The organism is Thiobacillus thioparus DSM 505 (genome assembly GCF_000373385.1).
Taxonomy (GTDB): domain Bacteria; phylum Pseudomonadota; class Gammaproteobacteria; order Burkholderiales; family Thiobacillaceae; genus Thiobacillus; species Thiobacillus thioparus.
The window spans coordinates 207,336-226,630 of the sequence record NZ_KB891328.1; the positions used below are offsets into that span (position 1 = coordinate 207,336).

Sequence of the window (19,295 nt, forward strand, 5' to 3'; positions counted from 1 at the left end):
CCCGACCGTGAGGCCGGGCGATGCGCCGCCTGAAAATCCATGCCATTGCGCCATGCCTGTTTCAATCCACGCCCGACCGTGAGGCCGGGCGATGCCGGCGTGCGCGCGGCCGACGAGGATGCAGCCGTTTGTTTCAATCCACGCCCGACCGTGAGGCCGGGCGATGCGCCGTAAACCCATGGCGATAAACTTTAAAAAAGGACGTTTCAATCCACGCCCGACCGTGAGGCCGGGCGATGCGGCCGCCGTTCTATCTATCGGCGCGCTCATTTCTTGTTTCAATCCACGCCCGACCGTGAGGCCGGGCGATGCCTTACGCTCGATCATTCTCCGCTTCCCAAGCTGGTTTCAATCCACGCCCGACCGTGAGGCCGGGCGATGCCCGGGCTGGGCTGGCAATGGCCACGCGCCAGCAGGGGTTTCAATCCACGCCCGACCGTGAGGCCGGGCGATGCCCGCATTTGACGCTGGGTCAATCAATATTCTGTATGTTTCAATCCACGCCCGACCGTGAGGCCGGGCGATGCCCTACTGTGGCAACGTGTTGTTTGCGCGGCAAAGCGAGATCAGTTTGCGCGAACCTACGACACGAGGCAATTCGATACGGTGCCGCCACGGTAGGGGTGGGTTCCAGATTGTTAAAGAACAAGGAGTTATCGCACGCGCGAAACATTGGGGTTTGCGCCATCGATTGAGGTTCGCGCGTCATATGAGGAGGGGACCTGCGAAATCCACCGAGCGGAAGCAGCCGTGCTGCTTGATGCGAAGTTCGACCGGCTCGGTGATGCGATAAAAGCGCAGGCTGTCCTGGTTCAGGTCGATCTCGGCAAGAAGTTCGCGTTCGAATTGCTCGAATTGCATTTCGTTGATGGTGCATTCGAAGACAGATTTTTGGACACGCTGGCCGACACGTTCGCAAGCCTTGGCGATGCGGCGCAAGCGTTTTCGCCCGGCGGCGGTTTCCGTGGATACGTCGTAGGTGACGATGATGAGCATGGTTATTTGGCCAGAAAGGGCAGGTAGCTTTCCATTTCTCCGCGCAGGGCGCGCGCCATGAAACGGGCCTGGATGAAGGGCAGCAGAGCAAACGGCAGTCTGGATTCGGTGAGGGGGTGCGTGATCTCTTCTTGTTTGCGATCCTGCCAGGCGGTTACGACAGTACGGCGGCCCCGATCGTTGAGCATGACTGCGCCACCCTCGCGCAGGTCGAAATCGTTTTCTCCGATTTGTCCCCGGTTGATGAGGGTGAGTGCCAGTCGGTCGCACAGGATGGCACGGAACTCTTCCTGCAAATCCAGTGCAAGGGCGGCCCGGCCGGGGCGCACGGCATGCAAAAAGCCGAGCTGCGGGTCGAGGCCGCAGGCTTCGAGGGCCGAACGACAGTCGTTCATAAGCATGGCGTAGAGAAACGAGATCAGTGCGTTGAAACGGTCGAGCGGCGGACGGCGGGTGCGCCCGTTGAGCTGGAAGACGACGCGGTACGCAGGCTTGACCACGAGATTGAGCGCGTCGAAATAGCCGCGCGCAGCTTCGCCTTCAACACCGCGCAGTTCGTCCAGCGTGCAGGCAATGGCTGCGGCACGCAGCGAAGCGGCCAGATTGTCGGCGGTGCGGGAAAGTCGAGCGGCCTCGGATTCGTCTTCTGCTTCGCGCGCACCGCGCAGCAATACGCTGCGGCTGTTCTTAAGCTTGCCGGCCACGCAAGCGCGAGCGAGTTCGAGCATGACTGCAGCGTCGCCCGCAGTGCGGTGCTGGGTCTGGCGCAGCAGGATATTGCCGGAAACCGGGCCTTCGAGCCTGGCCTTGAAGCGGCCCGAATCGTCCAGAAGGACCAGCGATTTGCCCTCGTCGGCCAAACGGTGCATGAGCGCAGGCGAGACCATGACGTTGCCAAAGCAGACCAGGCCGCCGACATGGTGCAGCGGCACCTGGAGTTTCTTTTCGCGTTCGACGTCGATGCGCACTGTTGAATTTTCCAGGTGGGCGTAGGCCTGGGGCGTCATGACGTACAGCGTGTTCTGGATGGTATGCAATTTATTCCTCGGGGTTGAAGAGATTGCGTTTCAGCATGCTTTGCCGGGTGTGGTCGGCAACGGCTTCGGGCTGGCAGATGTCCTTCAGAGAACATTCCTTGCAGCGTGAGTCGTTCACAGGTGGCGGCAGCCTGCCCGCAACGAGCATGGCGCGGATCGCTTCGGCGGTTTCGATCACCAATTGCCGCAAGGCAGGCGTGATCGTCACTTCGCGCCTCCGGTGGCTGCTGGCGTGGAAGATCGCGCCCTTGTGCACCAGCCGGCCGAGCATGTCTTCGAGACACATCGCCTGCGCAGCGAGCTGCAGGTCATCGTGCAGCTTTTGCCGCTTGGCACCATGCTTGAACTCCACGGGGAACACCGTGCCGTCGGGATGGAACTCGACCAGATCGGCTTTTCCGATGAGATTGAGGCGGTCGCTCCACAACGGAAGCGCTCGTTCAATACGCACGCCTGCCTTGGTTTCGTAGCCGGGCGTATCGACCAGATGGTGCACCGCCTGTCCACGCGCCGTGTGAATATTGTCGGCGAACGCCTGCTCCAGATGAATCAATCCGCACTGTCGCGGGCAATAGGCCCAGTGCTGGAGCGCGGAGAGGGGAATCGGGTCTGTCTCGGTCATGCCGTGAGTGCTACCATTTCATCCAGGCCATATTTAAAGGAGTTGGTCATGGCAGCGATTTTGAAAGAGCTTGAAAACCAGGCCTTGCAGCTTTCTCCACAAGAGCGCGGCGAACTCATCCACCGACTGATCGTCAGCCTGGAAGGGCCGACAGAAGATACGCCCGAAGCCGTCGCCAAGGCCTGGGACGAGGAGATCGCCCGGCGCGTGGCGGAAATCGATGCGGGTACTGCCGTGTTGATTCCGCATGAGCAAGTCGTGGCGGAAATTGATGAAATGTTGAAGAAGGCGAGCAATTGAGACTTCTATGGTAGCAGCAAGCTCGTATCGAGCTTCGCGAAGCCATCAGATATTACCGTGACGAAGGCGGCCTCAATATTGCGCAGGATTTCCATAACGCCACCATGCAAGCCGCAGGGCGTTTGCTCGAATACCCGGAACTGGGCGTTGGGATCAAACATGCCTGCCGGCGCTTCAACTTGCACGATTACCCTTACAGTCTGATTTATCGCGTCAACCCTGCTGCCATCACTATCGTCGCGGTGGCCCACCATAGCCGCCGCCCGGGGTATTGGGCGGGGCGGCGGTAGTGGCGCTCAAACTTTGCGTAGCAGTGACACACCCGCAGGCATGGCGGCTTCGTCTATCGTCACCTCGTAGTCAGCGAAGCCGCGTGGTGTCGTGACTTTCGACTTCGCTTTGACCAGATCGAATAGTGTGTGTGCCGGTGCATTGCCAAGATGGCTGTCGTGTTTGAACACATAAAGCCTGCGCGTTGCCATCTCGCCCCGCGTGGCGGAATGATCGTGCTCGAACATGTTTACTAGTGCATCCCAGAGCAGGTTCAAGTCGTTCTCATCAAACTTCGTCTGGCCAGCCAAATGGGAGGAGATGAAGCCGTGGGCGCGATATAGGCCATAGGGCACGGTAAATTTGCGGCCCATGGTGCGATTGTCGCCACCCTGTTTTTCTGCTTCAGCCTCGGTAGCTACCGCGCAACGGGTAATGGAATGCTCTAGGGTGACGATGGGGTCGATGGAACGAGCGAAGGTGATTTGTACAGGGCCACGCACCTGGCCGCAGTTCGGCGCGGTCTTTAGCGACAGGACTGCGCCGAAGGTGCGGATGTCGTAGAAATCTTGGCACATTTGGACGCGCCCTTTCTCCGACTCTTCCTGTTTCGGTTTGCGCGCCGTGACATTCTTGAGCACTTTGCTGATGAAGTCCTTCAATGGCTTGGCGGGATTGGTGTCTTTTAGCCATTTCAGGGCTTCTTTTTTGTCTAATGTGGCTCCCGACAGTTTGAGGATGGAGCGCTCCTCTTCGTCGGTGTCGATTTCCATGCCCTCCGGGAGGATCAGTGCTTCAAACTGTTCGGCTAAGTCATTGGGAATCAGTTCGGTGGCATCTTGCCCCAAGCTGATGCCAAGCTTTTCAAATGCGGCGAAGTGGGCGCGCCCCAACACTGCTTTCTCTTTGACGTAGATGTCGTAACCGGCGTCATAACTGCCGTCCTTGCACTTGGTAATGCTGACAAAATTCCTGATCTTCCGCTTGATAGACACATCAGTGATCAAGCCTTGCCCAGTCTCGGTATCCAGGCGCGGCAGATTGCCAGCGTCCGGGTCGCCATTCGGATTGCCGTCCTTCACGTCGAACAGCAGGACAAAGTCGTATCGGTTCTGAATGCTCATTGCTCGTTCCCTTTGCTTAGGATTTGGTGAATAGGTCTTGGCGCTGCTGGTAGTAGCCAATGACGAACCGGCCTTGATCCGCCAAAGACAAAATCGGGGTGAATCCCAATTGGCCGTCGATGCCGTCGTTGCAGATGGTTTGAATCAGCTTGTCCCGTGTGATGTAAAGCCCGGGCTTCTCCTTCCGCAGCTTGGTCATGTGGTGCTGGTTGCGCCGCATGAGGGTAGGAAAGACCGCCGATGGCGTGCTGGAAGCGGAGCCGAAATAGCTGTCCCGGATGGTGGTGTTGAGGCCGGGGTTGGCGTCTGCCTGCACTTTTTCCAGAACGGCGAACAAGCGCCCCAGCCGGTAACCAATGTTGATGTTGTTCTCGTCCAGTGACACGGTGATCTCCTCATTCTGTCCAGTGTTGTGGGTTAAACGATTAAGCCACGCCTTGATAAGCGAGGCACGGGCGTAGGTAACATGTTCTTTCGGTCTACCTTTCTCGTCCTTTTTCGCCTGTTCGGCATGAATGCGGCGAAGTGCCGCCTGCAATAGGGTTTGCGGATAAGACGCGCCATCCAGGATGGCCTTCATAAAGTCGCCAGCCAACTTGGGTGGTAGCTTGTCGATATCCCCCAAGGGGCTGACGGCGATAAGTAGAGCCTTGATGGACAGGAAAGGGCGTTCCACATACTGAGGCCGGACAATTTCCAAATCCTCGAAGTGCTGGCGAATGTGCTCGGCCAGTTCACCTACTGTAGCGACGTGCCAGAAGCGGATAGCGATGCGGGCGGCGTTAGGAGCAAGGCCCAGAACGTAGAAGCGTGTGCCGTCATCGTAAATCGCTGGCGTTCCGGCTAAAGGCGCTTCAAGCAGTTCTTTGATGGCGTTCGTCCCCTGGTCCGGGTTGTCCTGGGGAGGCTCGTCGAAGAACTGCGAGAGAAGTGACTCCATCCGGCTGTCCGAAGCCGCCCAAAATACCGTGGAGGCATCGCCGACCTGGATGCGCTGGTCGGAGACCAGCAGGTGGTTGAGCGCCGTGGTATAGGCGAAGGCGGCGTGCTTGCCAATGGGGGCGTTTGAGCCTTGTTCGCGGCCGAATGAATTAAAAGCCGGGAGGTTAAATGAAACAATATTGGCACCACTGGTTTGCGCATCCCATACTCCCCTGATGGGGGGATGCAGGCGTTCGACGACATCGGAATTGCCAGTGATCAAACAGATTCCTAGCGCAGCCTTGCCTTTACTCGGATTCCCGACTGAAGCCAGAATACCCGCAGCGCTGCACACAGGGTTTTCTTCTCCAGCCAGCTTGAAGCTGACATTAGCGCCCGTTGAACAAACCTGTGACCAAAGAGGATCGGCCAGGACAGGTGTGAAGTGACCACTGGCTAGAAACGCCAGCGCGGCGGCGATCTCTGGTGTGGATCGTGCTGCACTTGGCAACTGATCGATTTTTGTTCTGAAAGCGGAGTGCATGTTACCGAGGCGTTCCCGATAGTGCTTTTCTTTACCTTTCTTTCGTTGATCTTCGAGCTTTTTGGGGTCGGGCTGTCCCAGGACATATTCGACGTTCCCCCAAAGTAAATTGGCTTCCACGTTGTGGGATTTCTTTACCCCTTGGGGTACGAGAAAAGTATTTCCGCGTTTACGTTTGCCATCTCCTTGCCGGGTGTCTTCGATGTGAAGAAATTCCCCATCTGGTTTTAATACAAATAGAAACGGGAGTCCTTTCCTTTCGATGCCATCGCCGGGAAGACTGTCCCGCTTGCGTTGGTAGTATTCATGTAGCGATTGAAGAATCATCGCCGCACCTCCGCGTCTTCCAAGTTGATTACTCCGCTCTTCATCTCCGCCCGAAAGAAGCCGGGTTTCATGGCATCGGCGAAGTCAATGTCGTGGAGCATCCAGCCCAGACTGGGGCTGTCCGAAATGGGCGGTTCGGCCAGTGAGGCAGCGATGGCATCGTCTACCAGTTCGAAGTGCGCAGAAAATTCTCGGCACCCGAGATAGGGTTGCCAGAAGCATTGGCCTTTCTTGGCACGGCGCTGGAACATAGAGAGATATTTGGCCGGATGTTCTGGCTGGCTTTCCTCCGTCTCCGGCGGGAATCGGCTTCGCAATTCCGGATAGTGGTGGATATGCTTGGAACCATCCACGAGTTCAAATCGGGCGTGCAAACGATAGGCTACATCGCGCAGGAACAAGCCGGCGCGTTGCTGGCGATATTCCTCAATGTAGAGCCCCCGGCCGCCTTGTCCATGGTCCGCCGAGGCCACCTTGGCGATCTCGTTACGGCGTACCGAAATCCACTTGATAGGTTTGAGAACTTCAATTTTGGTAACTGTCCAGCGGATTTCTGGCTTCCACAGGATGGCCTCGAACACGGCGCGGGCGGCAGAATGGGTAATCACGTCATAGGAGACGCGTTCGACCTTCATCTCCGGCCGGGTGAAGCAGGCGAAATCGCCCCAGACTTTGAGACAGAGTGTTTTGGGCATCGTCATCTTTCCGTCAAAAGACATAGTTTCCGGGTGCGGGTGCGATATTGTCCGCGCATCCTAGAAAACCAAAGGTCTCATCGTAGAGCAGGTCGTTGGATTGGGCGTAAAAGCCTGGCAGAACTTCTTCAACGTCATGCTGGGCAATAAGTCTGTCGAGGCAATTCCTGCGCACGTTGACACTGTAGCGTTGTAATTTGCGCATGATCCAGCGGTCGGGTTTATCCGCTTTTAGTTTGGTTAGCCAGTTTTCTGCTTCGCCCCAGCGCGCGATGACCGGTACGCCATCGTCAGGGATGAGTTGGAACTTTTCGGAAGCGGTGCGGAAACTGATTTCTAGGCCGTTTCCGGGGGAAAGCAAGCCTACGATGCCTTCCTTGTCCATGCTGTTGATCGCGGCAAACCAGAGCTTGAAATAGCGTTCAAATAGGTGTGGTGCTAGCGTCGGGTTGGTGTCGAGCGCCAATAATGCTCGGGTGGCCTGCTCTCCTTTGAGTAGCAATCCAGAAGGGGCTGGTTCGGGTGGCATGAAGATGTGAACCTCGCCTTTCGCCTCATCCTCACCACACATGAGCCGTCCTTCACGGTTGCAGCGGCCCGCCGCCTGCGCAATGGAATCCAATCCCGCCAGCGCTCGGAACACAACCGGGAAATCAACATCCACACCAGCTTCGATGAGTTGGGTGCTGACGACATGGAGCGGGCAGACTGGCAGCCCTTCTTTTGCTCGCTCCCGGTTGGCTTCCAGCCGGATGCGGATTTCCTCAATTCGCTCGGCGCGATGTGCTCCGCACAGGTCGGTAGAGAGGTAGAGTGCGTTCGGTAGCCGTTTGGCCACTTCTCTGGCGTCTGTTTTGCGGTTAACGATGACTAGCGTTTGATCGTGGTGGGTAACTCGCTCGACAAGTTCGTCCCAGGTTGCCGAGACACTCGTATTCGACCAATGTATTTCGACCCGATCTAGGCCTTGATAAAGTTCGTTGGGGTCGTGTACGAGGGGGCCACCCCGCATCAACTCGCGTACATCAGGCAAGCCAGGGAATGGCTTGCCGTTTATCTCCCGCGGCTGGAAAGCTGGCTGTGTCGCAGTGCAAAGCACGAAGGTGACACCGTAATGTTTGCTTAGGGAACGGATCGCGGCGAGGCACGGCTCCAGAAACTCGGGTGGCAGAAGTTGTGCCTCGTCCAGAATGATCACCGAGTCCACTAGATTGTGCAGCTTGCGGCAGCGGGATGTTCGTGCCGCGAACAGGGATTCGAACAACTGCACGTTAGTTGTGACGATGAGTGGAGCATCCCAGTTTTCCGATGCTAGCCGGCTACGAGGAGATTCCTTGTCCGGGTCGAGGTTGCTGTGATGCTCAACCACATCCTCGCCGAAGATGCCACGGAATATGTCCGCTGTTTGTTCGATGATGGACAGATATGGTATGGCGTAAATCACTCGCCGTTTTTTATGCTCTTTCGCGTGATGCAGAGCGAAGGCGAGAGCCGATAGAGTTTTGCCACCACCTGTTGGAACGGTGAGGGAGTAAAGGCCATTACCCCGTTCCTCAACCGCCCGTTCGATGCATTGGTGCAGGACATTTGCCCGAATTTTATTAACAGCACTTGGTATAGCCTTAGAGGCGAGTTGCCCCATGTGGTCGGTGAAACGTGTGAGTAGATTGTCGATGATCGGATAGGTAGTGCGTGTGTTCGCTTTGTCCGAGTCCATATAGTTCTCGGTGTCGAGGAAGTCTGCATCCACCAAGCTGGAGAACAACATACGCAGCCACAGATGCAGATCAGCCGCGCCACCCTTGGGGCGGCTACCAGGGGGCTGGCCGCGCAGGATGGCCTCGGATGGTTGTTGATCCAAGGCCTCCTTTAGAAAGTTTTTCTTGCGTGCATCTTCTAACCGTTGGAATAGGCTGGCGTTGTCTCCATTCCAGTCCGGAAGTCCGGCGTGGTGGCCGGCGATAAGGTAGGCCAGTAGTCGGCCTGCACCCTCGCCCAACTCATCCACAGCATGAACGGCTCCGGCCGTGGAGTGATCCACCCGGCCAGTGCCTTCTATATGTGCATTTTCTTTATCGAAGCCACTTTTAGTGCGAATGTAGTCTTGGAATGCTGGGCGGTATTTGCCCAAGTCATGCCATAAGCCAGCAAGATGCCCCCAGTCCTCGGCGCCGAATTTTCGTGCGTGGCAGGTGGACAGTGCAGCGACCCCAGCTAAGTGGTCGGCTAGATTATGAGGGGCGCGCCAGCTTCCATCGGGATTCCGGGCAGCATGCGCAATCGGTTGTTGGGACTCGTCCATTTTCATATTTACAGTGAATGGTTTAAATCCTACGCGTCATCAGGCTCAAAATCTGAGCCCGGCGCTTCTCTTTGCCAATACTGGCCCGCAGCCGACTCCAGCAGTTTTTTGACGGCCTCGCGCAGACTTTCCGGTGCCACGACTTCCACATCCGGCCCGTACTTCAGGATATCCATTAGTAGCTCACGGTCATCCGAATACGGGATACGCAATTCAAAGCGCCCGTCATCCATCCAGCGGCCCTGCTGTTGCGGATGCCAGGTTTCTTCGGCGACCCAGCGGGCGCGCTGGACGGTGAACACGAGCACGGCGGTGGCGCGGGGCGTGCCGGCAAAGATGCCGTAGCTGCTGGCGAGTTCGCGGTTCAGGGTGGATTCGGCGATGGTCTTGGCGGGTTTGGTTAGCGGATCGACTGCGCGGATGCATTCGACGGCGAAGATGCGCAGGCCTTTTTTCTCGTGGCACCAGGCGTCGAGGTACCAGTTGTCGCGGTAGTGGGCGAGGCGCTGCGGCGAGATTTCGCGGCTGCTGGTGGCGTCGCGATCGCGCGCGTAGTAGTCGATCCGGAGCCGCTGGCGCTGCAGCACGGCGCCGGCGATGGTCTGAAAATGGTGCGGGTTCTTGCGCCGGGCGGCCATGCTGAGCAGACGGATGCGTTGCAAGGCCTCGCCTGCGCCCAGATGCTGGCCGGACAGCAGGGAATCGATGCGGCTTTGCAGCGGCCGCAGATGGTCGTCGAGCAGGCCGGGCTCGAGGTTGGCGAGCAGGTGTTTCAGGGTGACGAGGGCGAGCAGTTCGTCGGCGGTGAACCACAGGCCGGGCATGAGGTGGCGGCCGTCGGCGGTGTCGTAACGGTAGCCGCCACGGTCCGGGTCATGGACGAGCGGCGCGCCGAGCTTGTCGCGCAGGTCGGCGATCAGGCGGGCTAGGGTAGAACGGGCGAAACCATGCTCGCCGATGAGTACGGCGCGCGATATGCCGGTGCGTCGCCCATCCAGCAGGCGGTGCAGGCGATAGATTTCGTCGAGTTTGCTCAATCGTGCCGGTTCGCTTGTTGGTTTTTTCTCCGCGTGTCCGGTGTTGCAGGTTTTTGTTATGTAGCGTTAGTGTCGTGCAATGTACGGGGTGCCGCAAGTGTCGTGCTGTTACAGGTAGCATCATCCTGCTGGCGCCGTTCGGGTTTTATGCCAGATTGAAACTTGGTTCCGCTAAACCTATCTGCTCTCCATGCACCACGCTGCCAAACCGGTCCGTACCCGCCTCTGCGTCATCCGCCATGGCGAAACCGGATGGAATGTGGAGAAGCGCATCCAGGGTCACACCGATATTCCGCTCAACGAGACGGGACGCGCCCAGGCGTTGGCGATGGCATTCAATGCGGCGCATCACCGCTTCAATGCGATCTACAGCAGCGATCTGACGCGGGCGCTGGAAACGGCACGGGTACTGGCCCAGCGCGAGGATCTGGAGGTGAAATGCCTGCCGCAACTGCGCGAACGGCATTTCGGGCTGTTTCAGGGGCTCACGGCGGCGGAGGGCGCCGAACGTTATCCGCAAGCGTATGCGCTCTATGTGGCGCGCGATCTCGACTACGATTTCGGGACGGGCGAGTCGCTGCGCGGCTTTGCCGGGCGAGTGAGCGAGGCGATCGACTGGCTGGTGCGGCATCACGGTGGCCAGACGATCGCGGCGGTCAGCCATAGCGGCGTGCTCGATGTGATCTACCGCCGCGCCACCGGCCGCCCGCTGGATACGCCGCGCGATTTCGTGATTCCCAATTGCGCCCTCAACTGGTTCCACTTCGACGGCCAGGGTTGGCATCTGGATGCCTGGGGCGACCGCCGCCACCTGCACGACGTGCTGACGGAACCGCCTGAATGAACGCGCCGGCACAATGGGTGGTGCTGTTTCGCCATGGCCACAGCGAATGGAATCTCTCCGATCGTTTCACCGGCTGGACCGACATCCCCCTGACCGAAACCGGCTTGGCCGAGGCAGCCGCGGCGGGGCGGCGGCTGGCACAGGCGGGCTACGCCTTCGACGAGGTGCATGGTTCGGTGCTGCAGCGCTCCCGTCAGACGGCCGAGACTCTACTGTCTGCGATGGGGTCGCCCGGGGTGCCACTGTTCACGACCTGGCGCCTGAACGAGCGTCACTATGGCGCATTGCAGGGGCTGAACAAGAAGGAGATTTTCGCGACTTGGGGCGAAGCCGCTTCGCGTCGATGGTGGCGCGGATACGTCGAGCCGCCACCGTCGCTGGATCGCAACGACCCGCGCCACCCGCGTTTCGATCCGCTGTATGACGGAATGAACCCGGACGATCTGCCCGCCAGCGAAAGCCTGCGCGACTGCCAGCAGCGCATGCTGCCGTACTGGAACGATGTACTGGTGCCGCGCTTGCGCGCCGGACGGCAGCTGCTAGTCGTGAGTCACGGCAATACGCTGCGTGGACTGGTGATGTATCTGGACGGGCTCTCCGCCGAGGCGATGGAGCGGGTGGAGATTCCTTCCGGGGTACCGCTGATCTATCGCCTCACGCCCGATCTGCGCGCGGCAGGGCACGCGTGGCTGGACGTGCCCGCGTCCGTCCCGACCTGATTCAATTGAGTCCCAGATCCTGTGCGAGGCCGGCGTGGGTGATCGTTCCGGCATGCACCTGCAGTCCCGCTTTCAGTCCGGTATCCGTATCCAGTGCGACGAGGCCTCGCGCGGCCAGTACCTGGACATAGGGCAGGGTGGCATGGGTGAGCGCGTCGGTGGCGGTGCGTGCCACGGCGCCGGGCATGTTGGTGACGCAATAATGGACAACGCCTTCGGCCACGAAGAACGGTGCGCTGTGGGTGGTGGGGCGCGAGGTCTCGGCAATGCCGCCCTGGTCGATGGCGACATCCACCAGTACGGACCCGGGCGACATCAGCCTCAATAGTTCTCGGCTGATCAGGCGCGGCGCATGGCGTCCCGGGATCTGGGCGGCACCGATGACGATGTCGGCCTCCGCAAGAAACGTCGCAATCGCCTCGGGTGAGGAGAAGCGCGAGGCCACCCGCGCACCGAACAGTGTTTCGGCGTACGCAAGCTTGTCGGCTTGGCGGTCGATCAGCGTGACGCGTGTGCCCAGCCCTACTGCCATGCGTGCGGCGCTCATGCCGACCGCCCCGGCGCCGATGATGACCACATGGGCGGGCGGCACCCCGGGCATGCCGCTGATCAGCTTGCCATTGCCGCCGTGGGAGGTGTGCAGGCCCAGCGCACCCATCTGCGGCGCAAGCCGTCCGGCAATGTCCGACATCGGTTGCAGGAGCGGCAAGCCGCCGGCCAGGTTGCTCACGGTTTCATAGGCAATTGCCGTCACCCCGCGTGCCATCAGTTCGCGCGCCAGTTCCGGCGCGGCCGCCAGGTGCAGGTAGCAGAACAGCAGTTGGCCGCTGCGCAACAGCGCCACTTCGTCCGTTTGCGGTTCCTTTACCTTCACCACCAGGTCGGCGGCATAGATCTCGGCAGCGGTGGCAACGACAAACGCCCCGGCGGCACGGTAGGCGTCGTCGTCGAATCCCACGGTGGCGCCGGCACGAGTCTCGACGCTCACCCTGTGCCCGGCCTGGGCCAGTACCCGTGCACCCTCGGGCGTGAGCGCCACCCGGTATTCGTGATTCTTGATTTCCTTGGGAATGCCGATGTGCATGGTGAGCCTCGTGCGGGATGGATATTCTGCAGCATAGCCAAAGCTGCAACACGCCAGAAGTACCGGCTTTATTGCGCTGGCGGGGAATCGGCGCGGCGTTCGAAGCGGTAGTACGCAGGCGGAACATGCTCGAGCCTGATCTGGTGCGTTCCCCAGGCGATGGCCATGCGGCCGACGTCGCGGTAGGGACCGATCATCGACGGCGCGGCCTGCACCTCATAGAGTCCGGGCGTGAGCAGGCGCGCCGACAAGGTCAGGCGGCCGCCGCGGGCGTCGTGGGCAATGCCGGCAAATGGGCGCGCCAGCGGTTCGCCGATGAAAACGCCCTGCCCCGGCATCTGCACGCTTTTCCAGTAGGCCTCGATCAGCGTTTCGCCTTGCAGGTAGTGCGCCATGACAATGCCGGGAACCGGGAACTTGGCGGGGAAGTTGCAGGGTTCGATCACCGCGCCGTAGCTACCGGTGGCGCCGGCCTCCAGCCAGCGCAGGCTGCTCATCTGGCTGCCGCCGAACAGTTCGCCGCCGGCTGAGGTGAGGTGGTCCGCGATGGCGCCGGGCAGAAAACGGTTGCTGTCGATGGCCGGTACCTGGGCCAGTCCGGTGAAGTAGAACATCACGTCGGGCTTGTTTTCGAGGGCGTTGGCCTCGACGATTTCGGTCGGCATGACGGACTGCATCAGCGTGCGCACGGATGCGTACCCGGCGGCACGTACGTTGCGGTTTTTATCCGTTGTGCTGACGAGGTAGGCGGTGCCGGCCGGGTTGCTGCCGTCGGACGCCACGCCGCGGTCGATCAGCTTTCTGGCTTCTGCCACGCTGGCGGCGGCCAGGCTCATGGTCGGACGGATGCGATAGACGGCATAGGGCCGTGTCACGCTGCTGTTGAAATACGGGCTCGGTTGCGTCGGTTTGCAGCTAGTGGCGCAATAGGCGGGATCGAAGCCGAAGGTGAAGGCGGACGTGATCGACATGCAGTCCACCCGGTACGGCCGCGCCCAGGTCAGCGCATAGGCCTGCACATTCTGCGGCGTCTTGCGGTCGACGAGACGTTTGAGATTGACGAATTCTTCGCGTGCGAGCGTGCTGCGCCCGGGCTTGAAGCGCACATGGATCAGGTTGGCCGTGGGGATGCTGCGCTTTTCCCGGTAGTACGCGGCGATCGCCACGCTGTCGGGATCGTCGTCGTTGACGATCACACCCAGTTGGTCAGCACCGAGGGCGGGTTGCGGAAAATGGGTCAGGACCGGCTCCGTCGGCGCGGCGTGTGCGCCGGTCTGCAGCAGCAGCGCCGCGACGACACCCCGCAACCACTGCAACGGGTTCAGGCGAGCCGTTGCACGCATTCGCGCACCAGTGCCGGCCCGCGGTAGATCAGGCCGGAATACAGCTGCACCAGCGACGCGCCCGCGTCGATTTTTTCGCGTGCATCGTCGCCCGAGAGAATGCCGCCGACGCCGATGATCGGCACCTCGTTTTTCAGGTGGCGTGCCAGTTCGCGCACTACCCGTGTGGACGCCGCGCGCACTGGGACGCCAGAGAGGCCGCCGGCTTCCTCCGCATTGGGCAGGCCGGCGACGGCGTCGCGCGCAATCGTTGTGTTGGTGGCGATCACCGCGTCGATGCGGTGCATCATCAGCAGCGCGGCGATCGCGGCGATCTGTGCATCGTCGAGGTCGGGTGCGATCTTCAGTGCGATGGGGACATATTTGCCGTACCGCTGCGCCAGTTCGGACTGGCGCAATTTGATCGCCGACAACAGCGCGTCGAGCGCTTCGTCTTTTTGCAGTTCGCGCAGGTTCTGCGTGTTGGGCGACGAGATGTTCACCGTCACGTAGCGTGCGTGGGCGTAGACCTTGTCGAGGCAGTCCAGATAATCGTCGACCGCATGCTCGTTCGGCGTGTCCTTGTTCTTGCCGATGTTGATCCCGAGTACACCCTTGAAGTCGCTCGACTGGACATTGCGCACCAGATTGTCGACCCCGAGATTGTTGAAGCCCATGCGGTTGATGATGGCGTTGGCTGCGGGCAGGCGGAACATGCGCGGCGTGGGGTTGCCCGGTTGTGGGCGTGGTGTCACCGTGCCGATCTCGATGAAGCCGAAGCCCAGGTCGGCCAGCGCGCCGATGTGCGCGCCGTCCTTGTCGAGCCCGGCGGCGAGGCCCACGGCATTGGGGAAGTCGATGCCCATCACGTGCACGGGCGTTCCCGCGGCGCGCGGCAGCAGCTTCAGCAGGCCCAGTGCGTGCGCGACGTCGAGGCTGGCGAGGGTGAAGCCGTGCGCGTCTTCAGGGTCGAGCGAGAAGAGGGCAGGCCGGATCAGCGGATAAAGCATGGTTCAGGAAGCGGAATGGAAGGGTGGGTGGCCGTCATCATTTTCACCGCTATCACGAAGACCGAGCCGACCATGTATAACAGGCCGTCGACTCGTACCGCTTGCAGCCAGGGTGCCGCACCCAGTCGATTGAGAACGACACCCAGCACGATGCTCGCAAGCATCGCGATCACGATTTGGCGGGTGAGATGGCGGGATCCAGGTGCAGCCATCGGATTCAATGCAGTCTCGACATGGCGCAAGTTTAACAGGGCCGTGCCGGCAGGCTGACGCAGAGCGGGCGGGCGATGTTATCCTGAAACTTACGCGTGCTTGCACGTGTCTGTCTGGTCCAATGCCAACCTTGTTGTTTTCTCACTCATCGACGAATCCATGACTACCCCGTTCTTTCTGCAAAGACTCGTATTGATTTTCAGCGTACTGATCGCCCCGGCTGCCTGGAGCGCTCCCCTTATCCCGCCGCCACCGGAGTTGGCGGCCAAATCCTGGGTGCTGATGGACGCAGCCAGCGGCAACGTCCTGGTCAACCACGAGGGTGACCTGCGCCTGCCGCCCGCCAGCCTGACCAAACTGATGACCGCCTACATCGCCACGCTGGAAATCAAGCGCGGCCGGCTGCATGAAAACGACATGGTCACCATCAGCGAGAAGGCCTGGCGCACGGGCGGCTCGAAGATGTTCGTCAAAGTGGGCAACAAGGTCTCGGTGAACGACCTTTTCCACGGCATCATCATCCAGTCGGGCAACGATGCCAGCGTGGCGCTGGCCGAACACATCGCCGGCGACGAAGATGCCTTTGCCGCCCTGATGAACGGCGAGGCCACGCGGCTGGGGATGCGCAACACCCACTTCATGGATGCCACCGGCCTGCCCAATCCCGGCCATTATTCGAGCGCCCGCGACATGGCCACGCTGGCGCGCGCCATCATCTATGCAGATCCTGCACACTATGCGCTCTATGCGCAGAAGGACTTCACCTGGAACGGGATCAGGCAGCCCAACCGCAACCTTCTGCTGTGGCGTGACGACGGCGTCGACGGCCTGAAAACCGGCCACACCGAGGAGGCCGGCTATTGCATGGTGGCGTCGGCCCAGAAGAGCGGCGAACGCCTGATTGCCGTTGTGTTCGGTACCGACAGCGAGGCCGCGCGCGCCACCGAAACCGCCAAGCTGCTGGGCTACGGCTTCCGCTTCTTCGAGACCAAGGTGTTCAACAAGAAGGGTGACGTACTGGCTGCAGTGCCCGTCTGGAAAGGGAGCGCACGCACCGTCAAGGCAGGCGCAAGCGAAGATCTGGCCGCCACCGTGGCCCGCGGCGAAGCCGCCAAGCTCACCACGCAACTCGTGTTGAACCCGACCCTGATCGCCCCGGTGAAACAGGGCGCCGTCATTGGCAAGGTCGAAATCCGCCAGGATGACAAGGTGGTCAAGCAGGCCGACGTGGTCGCGCTGGAGAACGTGGATGAAGGCGGCTTCTTCCGCCGCATATGGGACAGCATCCGGCTGTTCTTCAAGGGCTTGTTCGGCTGACGTTCAAGTGCAGACTAAAAAAGCGACCCTCGAAAGAGCGGTCGCTTTTTTGTCGCCGGCGTTGGGTGATTGTTGCCGGGTATCGACTGCGTCTCCGACGGCATCGAGATGTCCTGCAACTTAAGCGTCGGTACGGCTACGCAAATGGGCTGTTGCAGCCAGAGCTCGAAAAACAGTATCGCAACTGGATCGTAACTGGCTCGAAAATGCCTGGGAACACTGCGGCAAGCATTCAGATGGAGAGATTGGCGTGAAAGTTGCTTGGTTTAAATCCAGCATCAAAATCATGATGCTCAACGCCCCGGAATTGAAACACTTTGTTTCAAATCGTTCAATGCCAGGGGCAGTCATGCTGGATCACGCCCCGGGAATTGCAGAAGGGAGATAGTGTCACTGCAACGTTCGATTTTGCAACTTCAGTGCAAGGAAGAGAAGAAAGAAACTGTCGAATTCAACGGCCTAATCAGTAAAAGTGGAGGAATGAAGATGTCCATTCTTGATCCAAATAGCGACGCCAAGAACACATTGAAAATAGCGTCTTTGGTTGAGGCCGAAGAAGCATTTCTCGCCAAAGCCAGAACAAACGCCAATTCGGTATATTTTAGTCAGCATCCTATTGAGCCGGCACAGCCTGTAAAAGGTGAGCCTGCAAAAGGCGTTGATCCTCTTCAGCGACCACACAATCGACGACATTTCCTGGCTTCCGTTGCGGTGCTCGCCAGTTCGAGCGTGGCCGGAAGAGCCATCGCGCAAACGGCCCCATCCCCGGACGGCAAAGCCCCCCCGGGTGCGGTATGGCGGTCGGTCCCGGAAGACGCCACGAAAATTCCAGGTGTCGCCATTGGCGAAGACGGGGGCTACGGGACGCGCTCCCAGTTCGAAACCGAGGTTCGTTGGCGCTTTGGTACCAAGACCCCTCTCTCCTCCTGGTCGATGACACCACTGGAGCATGGGGTAGGCATTATTACGCCGTCAGGGCTGCATTTCGAACGGGATCATGGGGGCATCGCCACAATTGATCCGGCCACGCATAGGTTGTTCGTGCACGGTATGGTGAAGCAGCCAAAGAAATTCTCGATGTCGGACGTGAAGCGCTTTCCGTCGATATCCCGAATTCTTTTCATTGAATGCTCGGGCAATGGCCTCACGGAGTGGTCGAAGCCTACGTTGAAAACCGTACAAGGTACGCACGGCCTCGTCTCAACTTCCGAATGGACAGGGGTTCCCCTGTCGACAATCCTAAACGAAGTGGGTGTCAAATCGGGTGCCAAGTGGTTGCTCGTAGAGGGGGGCGACTCTTCGGTCATGACGCGAAGCATCCCAATCGATAAGGCAATGAAAGATTGTTTCCTTGCCTATGGACAGAACGGGGAAGCAATTCGTCCGGAACAAGGCTACCCGTTGCGCCTGATCGCGCCAGGATACGAGGGGAATACGCATATCAAGTGGGTTCGCCGAATCGAGTTATCTGACAAGCCGTTCATGACGCGCGAAGAAACCTCGAAATATACCGATCTGCTTCCCAATGGCAAGGCGGTGCAATTTTCCTTGATCATGGATGCCAAGTCGGTCATTACGCGGCCATCCGGAGAAATGACGCTCTCAGGCCCCGGTTTTTATGAAATCACCGGCTTGGCGTGGTCCGGGCGCGGACGCATAAAACGTGTCGATGTATCGACGGATGGGGGGAGAACATGGAGGTCTGCAGGTCTGCAGGGCCCGATCCTGCCTATTTGTCAGACACGCTTTCGTTTTCCCTGGGTATGGGACGGCAAAGAAGCGATTTTGCAAAGCCGTTGCGTGGATGAAACAGGGTATGTCCAACCTACGCTGGGGCAACTTATTGAGGTTCGGGGTTTGAATGGGCCCATTGGTTCCATCTACCATCTCAATGCAATCCAAAGCTGGAAAGTTGATACCGAGGGGAGAGTAAGCAATGTCCACTACTACTAAACTCTTTTTACAGGTAACGGCGTGCGGCGCTTTATTCGCATTGAATACGTATGCCGTGAGCGCAGACCCGACGCGGTATGGCTTTGGAGAGCCGGCATCTGCAAATGACCTGCAGGATTTCGTGTCTTCTTTGCCGGATGGACGGGATCTGCCGGCAGGCAGCGGCACGATTTCAAGGGGCAAACAGGTTTACGACGAAAAGTGTGCATCCTGCCATGGACAAAAACTGGAGGGCGGCATAGGGGACCGCCTGATCGGCGGAAGGGGAACGCTGGTGAACAATGATCCCAAGAAAGCGCCGGTCAAGACGGTTGAAAGCTATTGGCCCTATGCAACGACATTGTTTGACTACATCAAGCGTGCCATGCCGTTCTATATGCCAGGGTCATTGACGAATGACGAGGTCTATTCGGTAACCGGGTATATCCTGTCTGAAGCCAATATTCTTAACGGCGATGAGCCAATCACTGCGACAAGTCTGTCAAAAGTCGCCATGCCGAATCGCAACGGGTTTATTCCCGATCACCGGCCAGATCACTTCAAACCGGCAGATAAGCATCCTCGTCTGCGCTAGTCGAGTGCTCAATAGGGTTATCTACTTCTGACTGCCTATCCGCAAAAAATCTGACACTGGGTCATTCTTTGTTTCCATGACGTA

20 protein-coding genes and 1 CRISPR repeat array are annotated in these 19,295 nt (G+C 59.4%); of the genes, 8 read left to right on the forward strand and 12 right to left on the reverse strand.

Translation table 11 applies throughout. From position 1 onward, the window contains the following. Nucleotides 1–58 precede the first annotated feature (58 nt). Nucleotides 59–527: a CRISPR direct-repeat array (repeat unit 37 nt; unit sequence GTTTCAATCCACGCCCGACCGTGAGGCCGGGCGATGC). A 178-nt stretch (nt 528–705) separates the two neighbouring features. The 3 genes from cas2 to cas4 are packed head-to-tail and all read right to left on the reverse strand — an operon-like array spanning nt 706 to nt 2,655. Further along, a complete protein-coding gene (gene cas2, locus B058_RS0111545; RefSeq protein ID WP_018508647.1) occupies nt 706–996 on the reverse strand; it encodes a CRISPR-associated endonuclease Cas2 in 291 nt (96 codons plus the stop codon). A 2-nt stretch (nt 997–998) separates the two neighbouring features. Continuing rightward, nucleotides 999–2,033: a type I-C CRISPR-associated endonuclease Cas1c gene (cas1c, locus tag B058_RS0111550; protein ID WP_018508648.1), complete on the reverse strand. Its 1,035-nt coding sequence runs from the start codon at nt 2,031–2,033 to the stop codon at nt 999–1,001. A 1-nt stretch (nt 2,034) separates the two neighbouring features. Next, nucleotides 2,035–2,655: a CRISPR-associated protein Cas4 gene (gene cas4, locus B058_RS0111555; RefSeq protein ID WP_018508649.1), complete on the reverse strand. Its 621-nt coding sequence runs from the start codon at nt 2,653–2,655 to the stop codon at nt 2,035–2,037. A 48-nt stretch (nt 2,656–2,703) separates the two neighbouring features. Between cas4 and B058_RS0111560 the strand changes: the two genes are divergently transcribed. Next, nucleotides 2,704–2,955, forward strand: coding sequence for an addiction module protein (locus tag B058_RS0111560; RefSeq protein WP_018508650.1), 252 nt, complete (start codon nt 2,704–2,706; stop codon nt 2,953–2,955). 77 nt (nt 2,956–3,032) lie between these two features. After that, nucleotides 3,033–3,245 carry a type II toxin-antitoxin system RelE/ParE family toxin gene (locus B058_RS18520; RefSeq protein ID WP_425425252.1) on the forward strand — a complete coding sequence of 71 codons (213 nt, stop codon included), beginning with the start codon at nt 3,033–3,035 and terminating at the stop codon, nt 3,243–3,245. 6 nt (nt 3,246–3,251) lie between these two features. Here the strand turns inward: B058_RS18520 and cas7c are convergent, their stop codons facing one another. From cas7c to B058_RS0111590, 5 genes are read right to left on the reverse strand one after another with little or no spacing between them, the layout of a single operon-like run. Further along, the gene (gene cas7c / locus B058_RS0111570) at nt 3,252–4,349 is read right to left on the reverse strand and encodes a type I-C CRISPR-associated protein Cas7/Csd2 (RefSeq protein ID WP_018508652.1); all 1,098 of its coding nucleotides are present in this window, start codon (nt 4,347–4,349) and stop codon (nt 3,252–3,254) included. Between the two features lie 16 nt (nt 4,350–4,365). After that, complete coding sequence (gene cas8c, locus B058_RS0111575; RefSeq protein WP_026240865.1) at nt 4,366–6,141, reverse strand: type I-C CRISPR-associated protein Cas8c/Csd1; 1,776 nt, start codon at nt 6,139–6,141, stop codon at nt 4,366–4,368. Next, complete coding sequence (gene cas5c / locus B058_RS0111580) at nt 6,138–6,836, reverse strand: type I-C CRISPR-associated protein Cas5c (protein ID WP_018508655.1); 699 nt, start codon at nt 6,834–6,836, stop codon at nt 6,138–6,140. Before cas5c ends, cas8c begins: the two co-directional genes overlap by 4 nt. A 13-nt stretch (nt 6,837–6,849) precedes the next feature. Further along, entirely contained in the window at nt 6,850–9,138 is a 2,289-nt protein-coding gene (gene cas3, locus B058_RS0111585) for a CRISPR-associated helicase Cas3' (protein WP_211208688.1), read from the reverse strand. 29 nt (nt 9,139–9,167) lie between these two features. Further along, nucleotides 9,168–10,175, reverse strand: a complete 1,008-nt coding sequence (locus tag B058_RS0111590; protein ID WP_018508657.1) for a helix-turn-helix transcriptional regulator — start codon at nt 10,173–10,175, stop codon at nt 9,168–9,170. Nucleotides 10,176–10,365: 190 nt separating this feature from the next. Between B058_RS0111590 and B058_RS0111595 the strand changes: the two genes are divergently transcribed. After that, entirely contained in the window at nt 10,366–11,019 is a 654-nt protein-coding gene (locus B058_RS0111595; RefSeq protein ID WP_018508658.1) for a histidine phosphatase family protein, read from the forward strand. Beyond that, nucleotides 11,016–11,738: a 2,3-bisphosphoglycerate-dependent phosphoglycerate mutase gene (locus B058_RS0111600; RefSeq protein WP_018508659.1), complete on the forward strand. Its 723-nt coding sequence runs from the start codon at nt 11,016–11,018 to the stop codon at nt 11,736–11,738. Before B058_RS0111595 ends, B058_RS0111600 begins: the two co-directional genes overlap by 4 nt. A gap of 1 nt (nt 11,739) precedes the next feature. Here the strand turns inward: B058_RS0111600 and ald are convergent, their stop codons facing one another. From ald to B058_RS0111620, 4 genes are all read right to left on the reverse strand, one after another. Further along, entirely contained in the window at nt 11,740–12,822 is a 1,083-nt protein-coding gene (ald, locus tag B058_RS0111605; protein WP_018508660.1) for an alanine dehydrogenase, read from the reverse strand. A gap of 68 nt (nt 12,823–12,890) precedes the next feature. Continuing rightward, nucleotides 12,891–14,165, reverse strand: a complete 1,275-nt coding sequence (locus B058_RS0111610) for a TIGR03790 family protein (protein ID WP_018508661.1) — start codon at nt 14,163–14,165, stop codon at nt 12,891–12,893. Further along, the gene (locus tag B058_RS0111615) at nt 14,144–15,154 is read right to left on the reverse strand and encodes a quinone-dependent dihydroorotate dehydrogenase (protein WP_018508662.1); all 1,011 of its coding nucleotides are present in this window, start codon (nt 15,152–15,154) and stop codon (nt 14,144–14,146) included. The genes B058_RS0111610 and B058_RS0111615 overlap by 22 nt, the downstream gene beginning before the upstream one ends. Then, nucleotides 15,139–15,366, reverse strand: a complete 228-nt coding sequence (locus B058_RS0111620) for a hypothetical protein (RefSeq protein WP_018508663.1) — start codon at nt 15,364–15,366, stop codon at nt 15,139–15,141. Before B058_RS0111620 ends, B058_RS0111615 begins: the two co-directional genes overlap by 16 nt. 160 nt (nt 15,367–15,526) lie before the next feature. Between B058_RS0111620 and B058_RS0111625 the strand changes: the two genes are divergently transcribed. The 4 genes from B058_RS0111625 to B058_RS0111635 all read left to right on the forward strand — a co-directional run bounded on the left by B058_RS0111625 (nt 15,527) and on the right by B058_RS0111635 (nt 19,211). Continuing rightward, nucleotides 15,527–16,684 carry a D-alanyl-D-alanine carboxypeptidase family protein gene (locus B058_RS0111625; RefSeq protein WP_026240866.1) on the forward strand — a complete coding sequence of 386 codons (1,158 nt, stop codon included), beginning with the start codon at nt 15,527–15,529 and terminating at the stop codon, nt 16,682–16,684. Nucleotides 16,685–16,934: 250 nt separating this feature from the next. Further along, the gene (locus tag B058_RS18045; RefSeq protein WP_169335096.1) at nt 16,935–17,072 is read left to right on the forward strand and encodes a hypothetical protein; all 138 of its coding nucleotides are present in this window, start codon (nt 16,935–16,937) and stop codon (nt 17,070–17,072) included. Then, the gene (gene soxC, locus B058_RS0111630; RefSeq protein ID WP_245539298.1) at nt 17,072–18,637 is read left to right on the forward strand and encodes a sulfite dehydrogenase; all 1,566 of its coding nucleotides are present in this window, start codon (nt 17,072–17,074) and stop codon (nt 18,635–18,637) included. Before B058_RS18045 ends, soxC begins: the two co-directional genes overlap by 1 nt. After that, nucleotides 18,621–19,211 carry a c-type cytochrome gene (locus tag B058_RS0111635; RefSeq protein ID WP_018508666.1) on the forward strand — a complete coding sequence of 197 codons (591 nt, stop codon included), beginning with the start codon at nt 18,621–18,623 and terminating at the stop codon, nt 19,209–19,211. The genes soxC and B058_RS0111635 overlap by 17 nt, the downstream gene beginning before the upstream one ends. Nucleotides 19,212–19,295 lie beyond the last annotated feature (84 nt).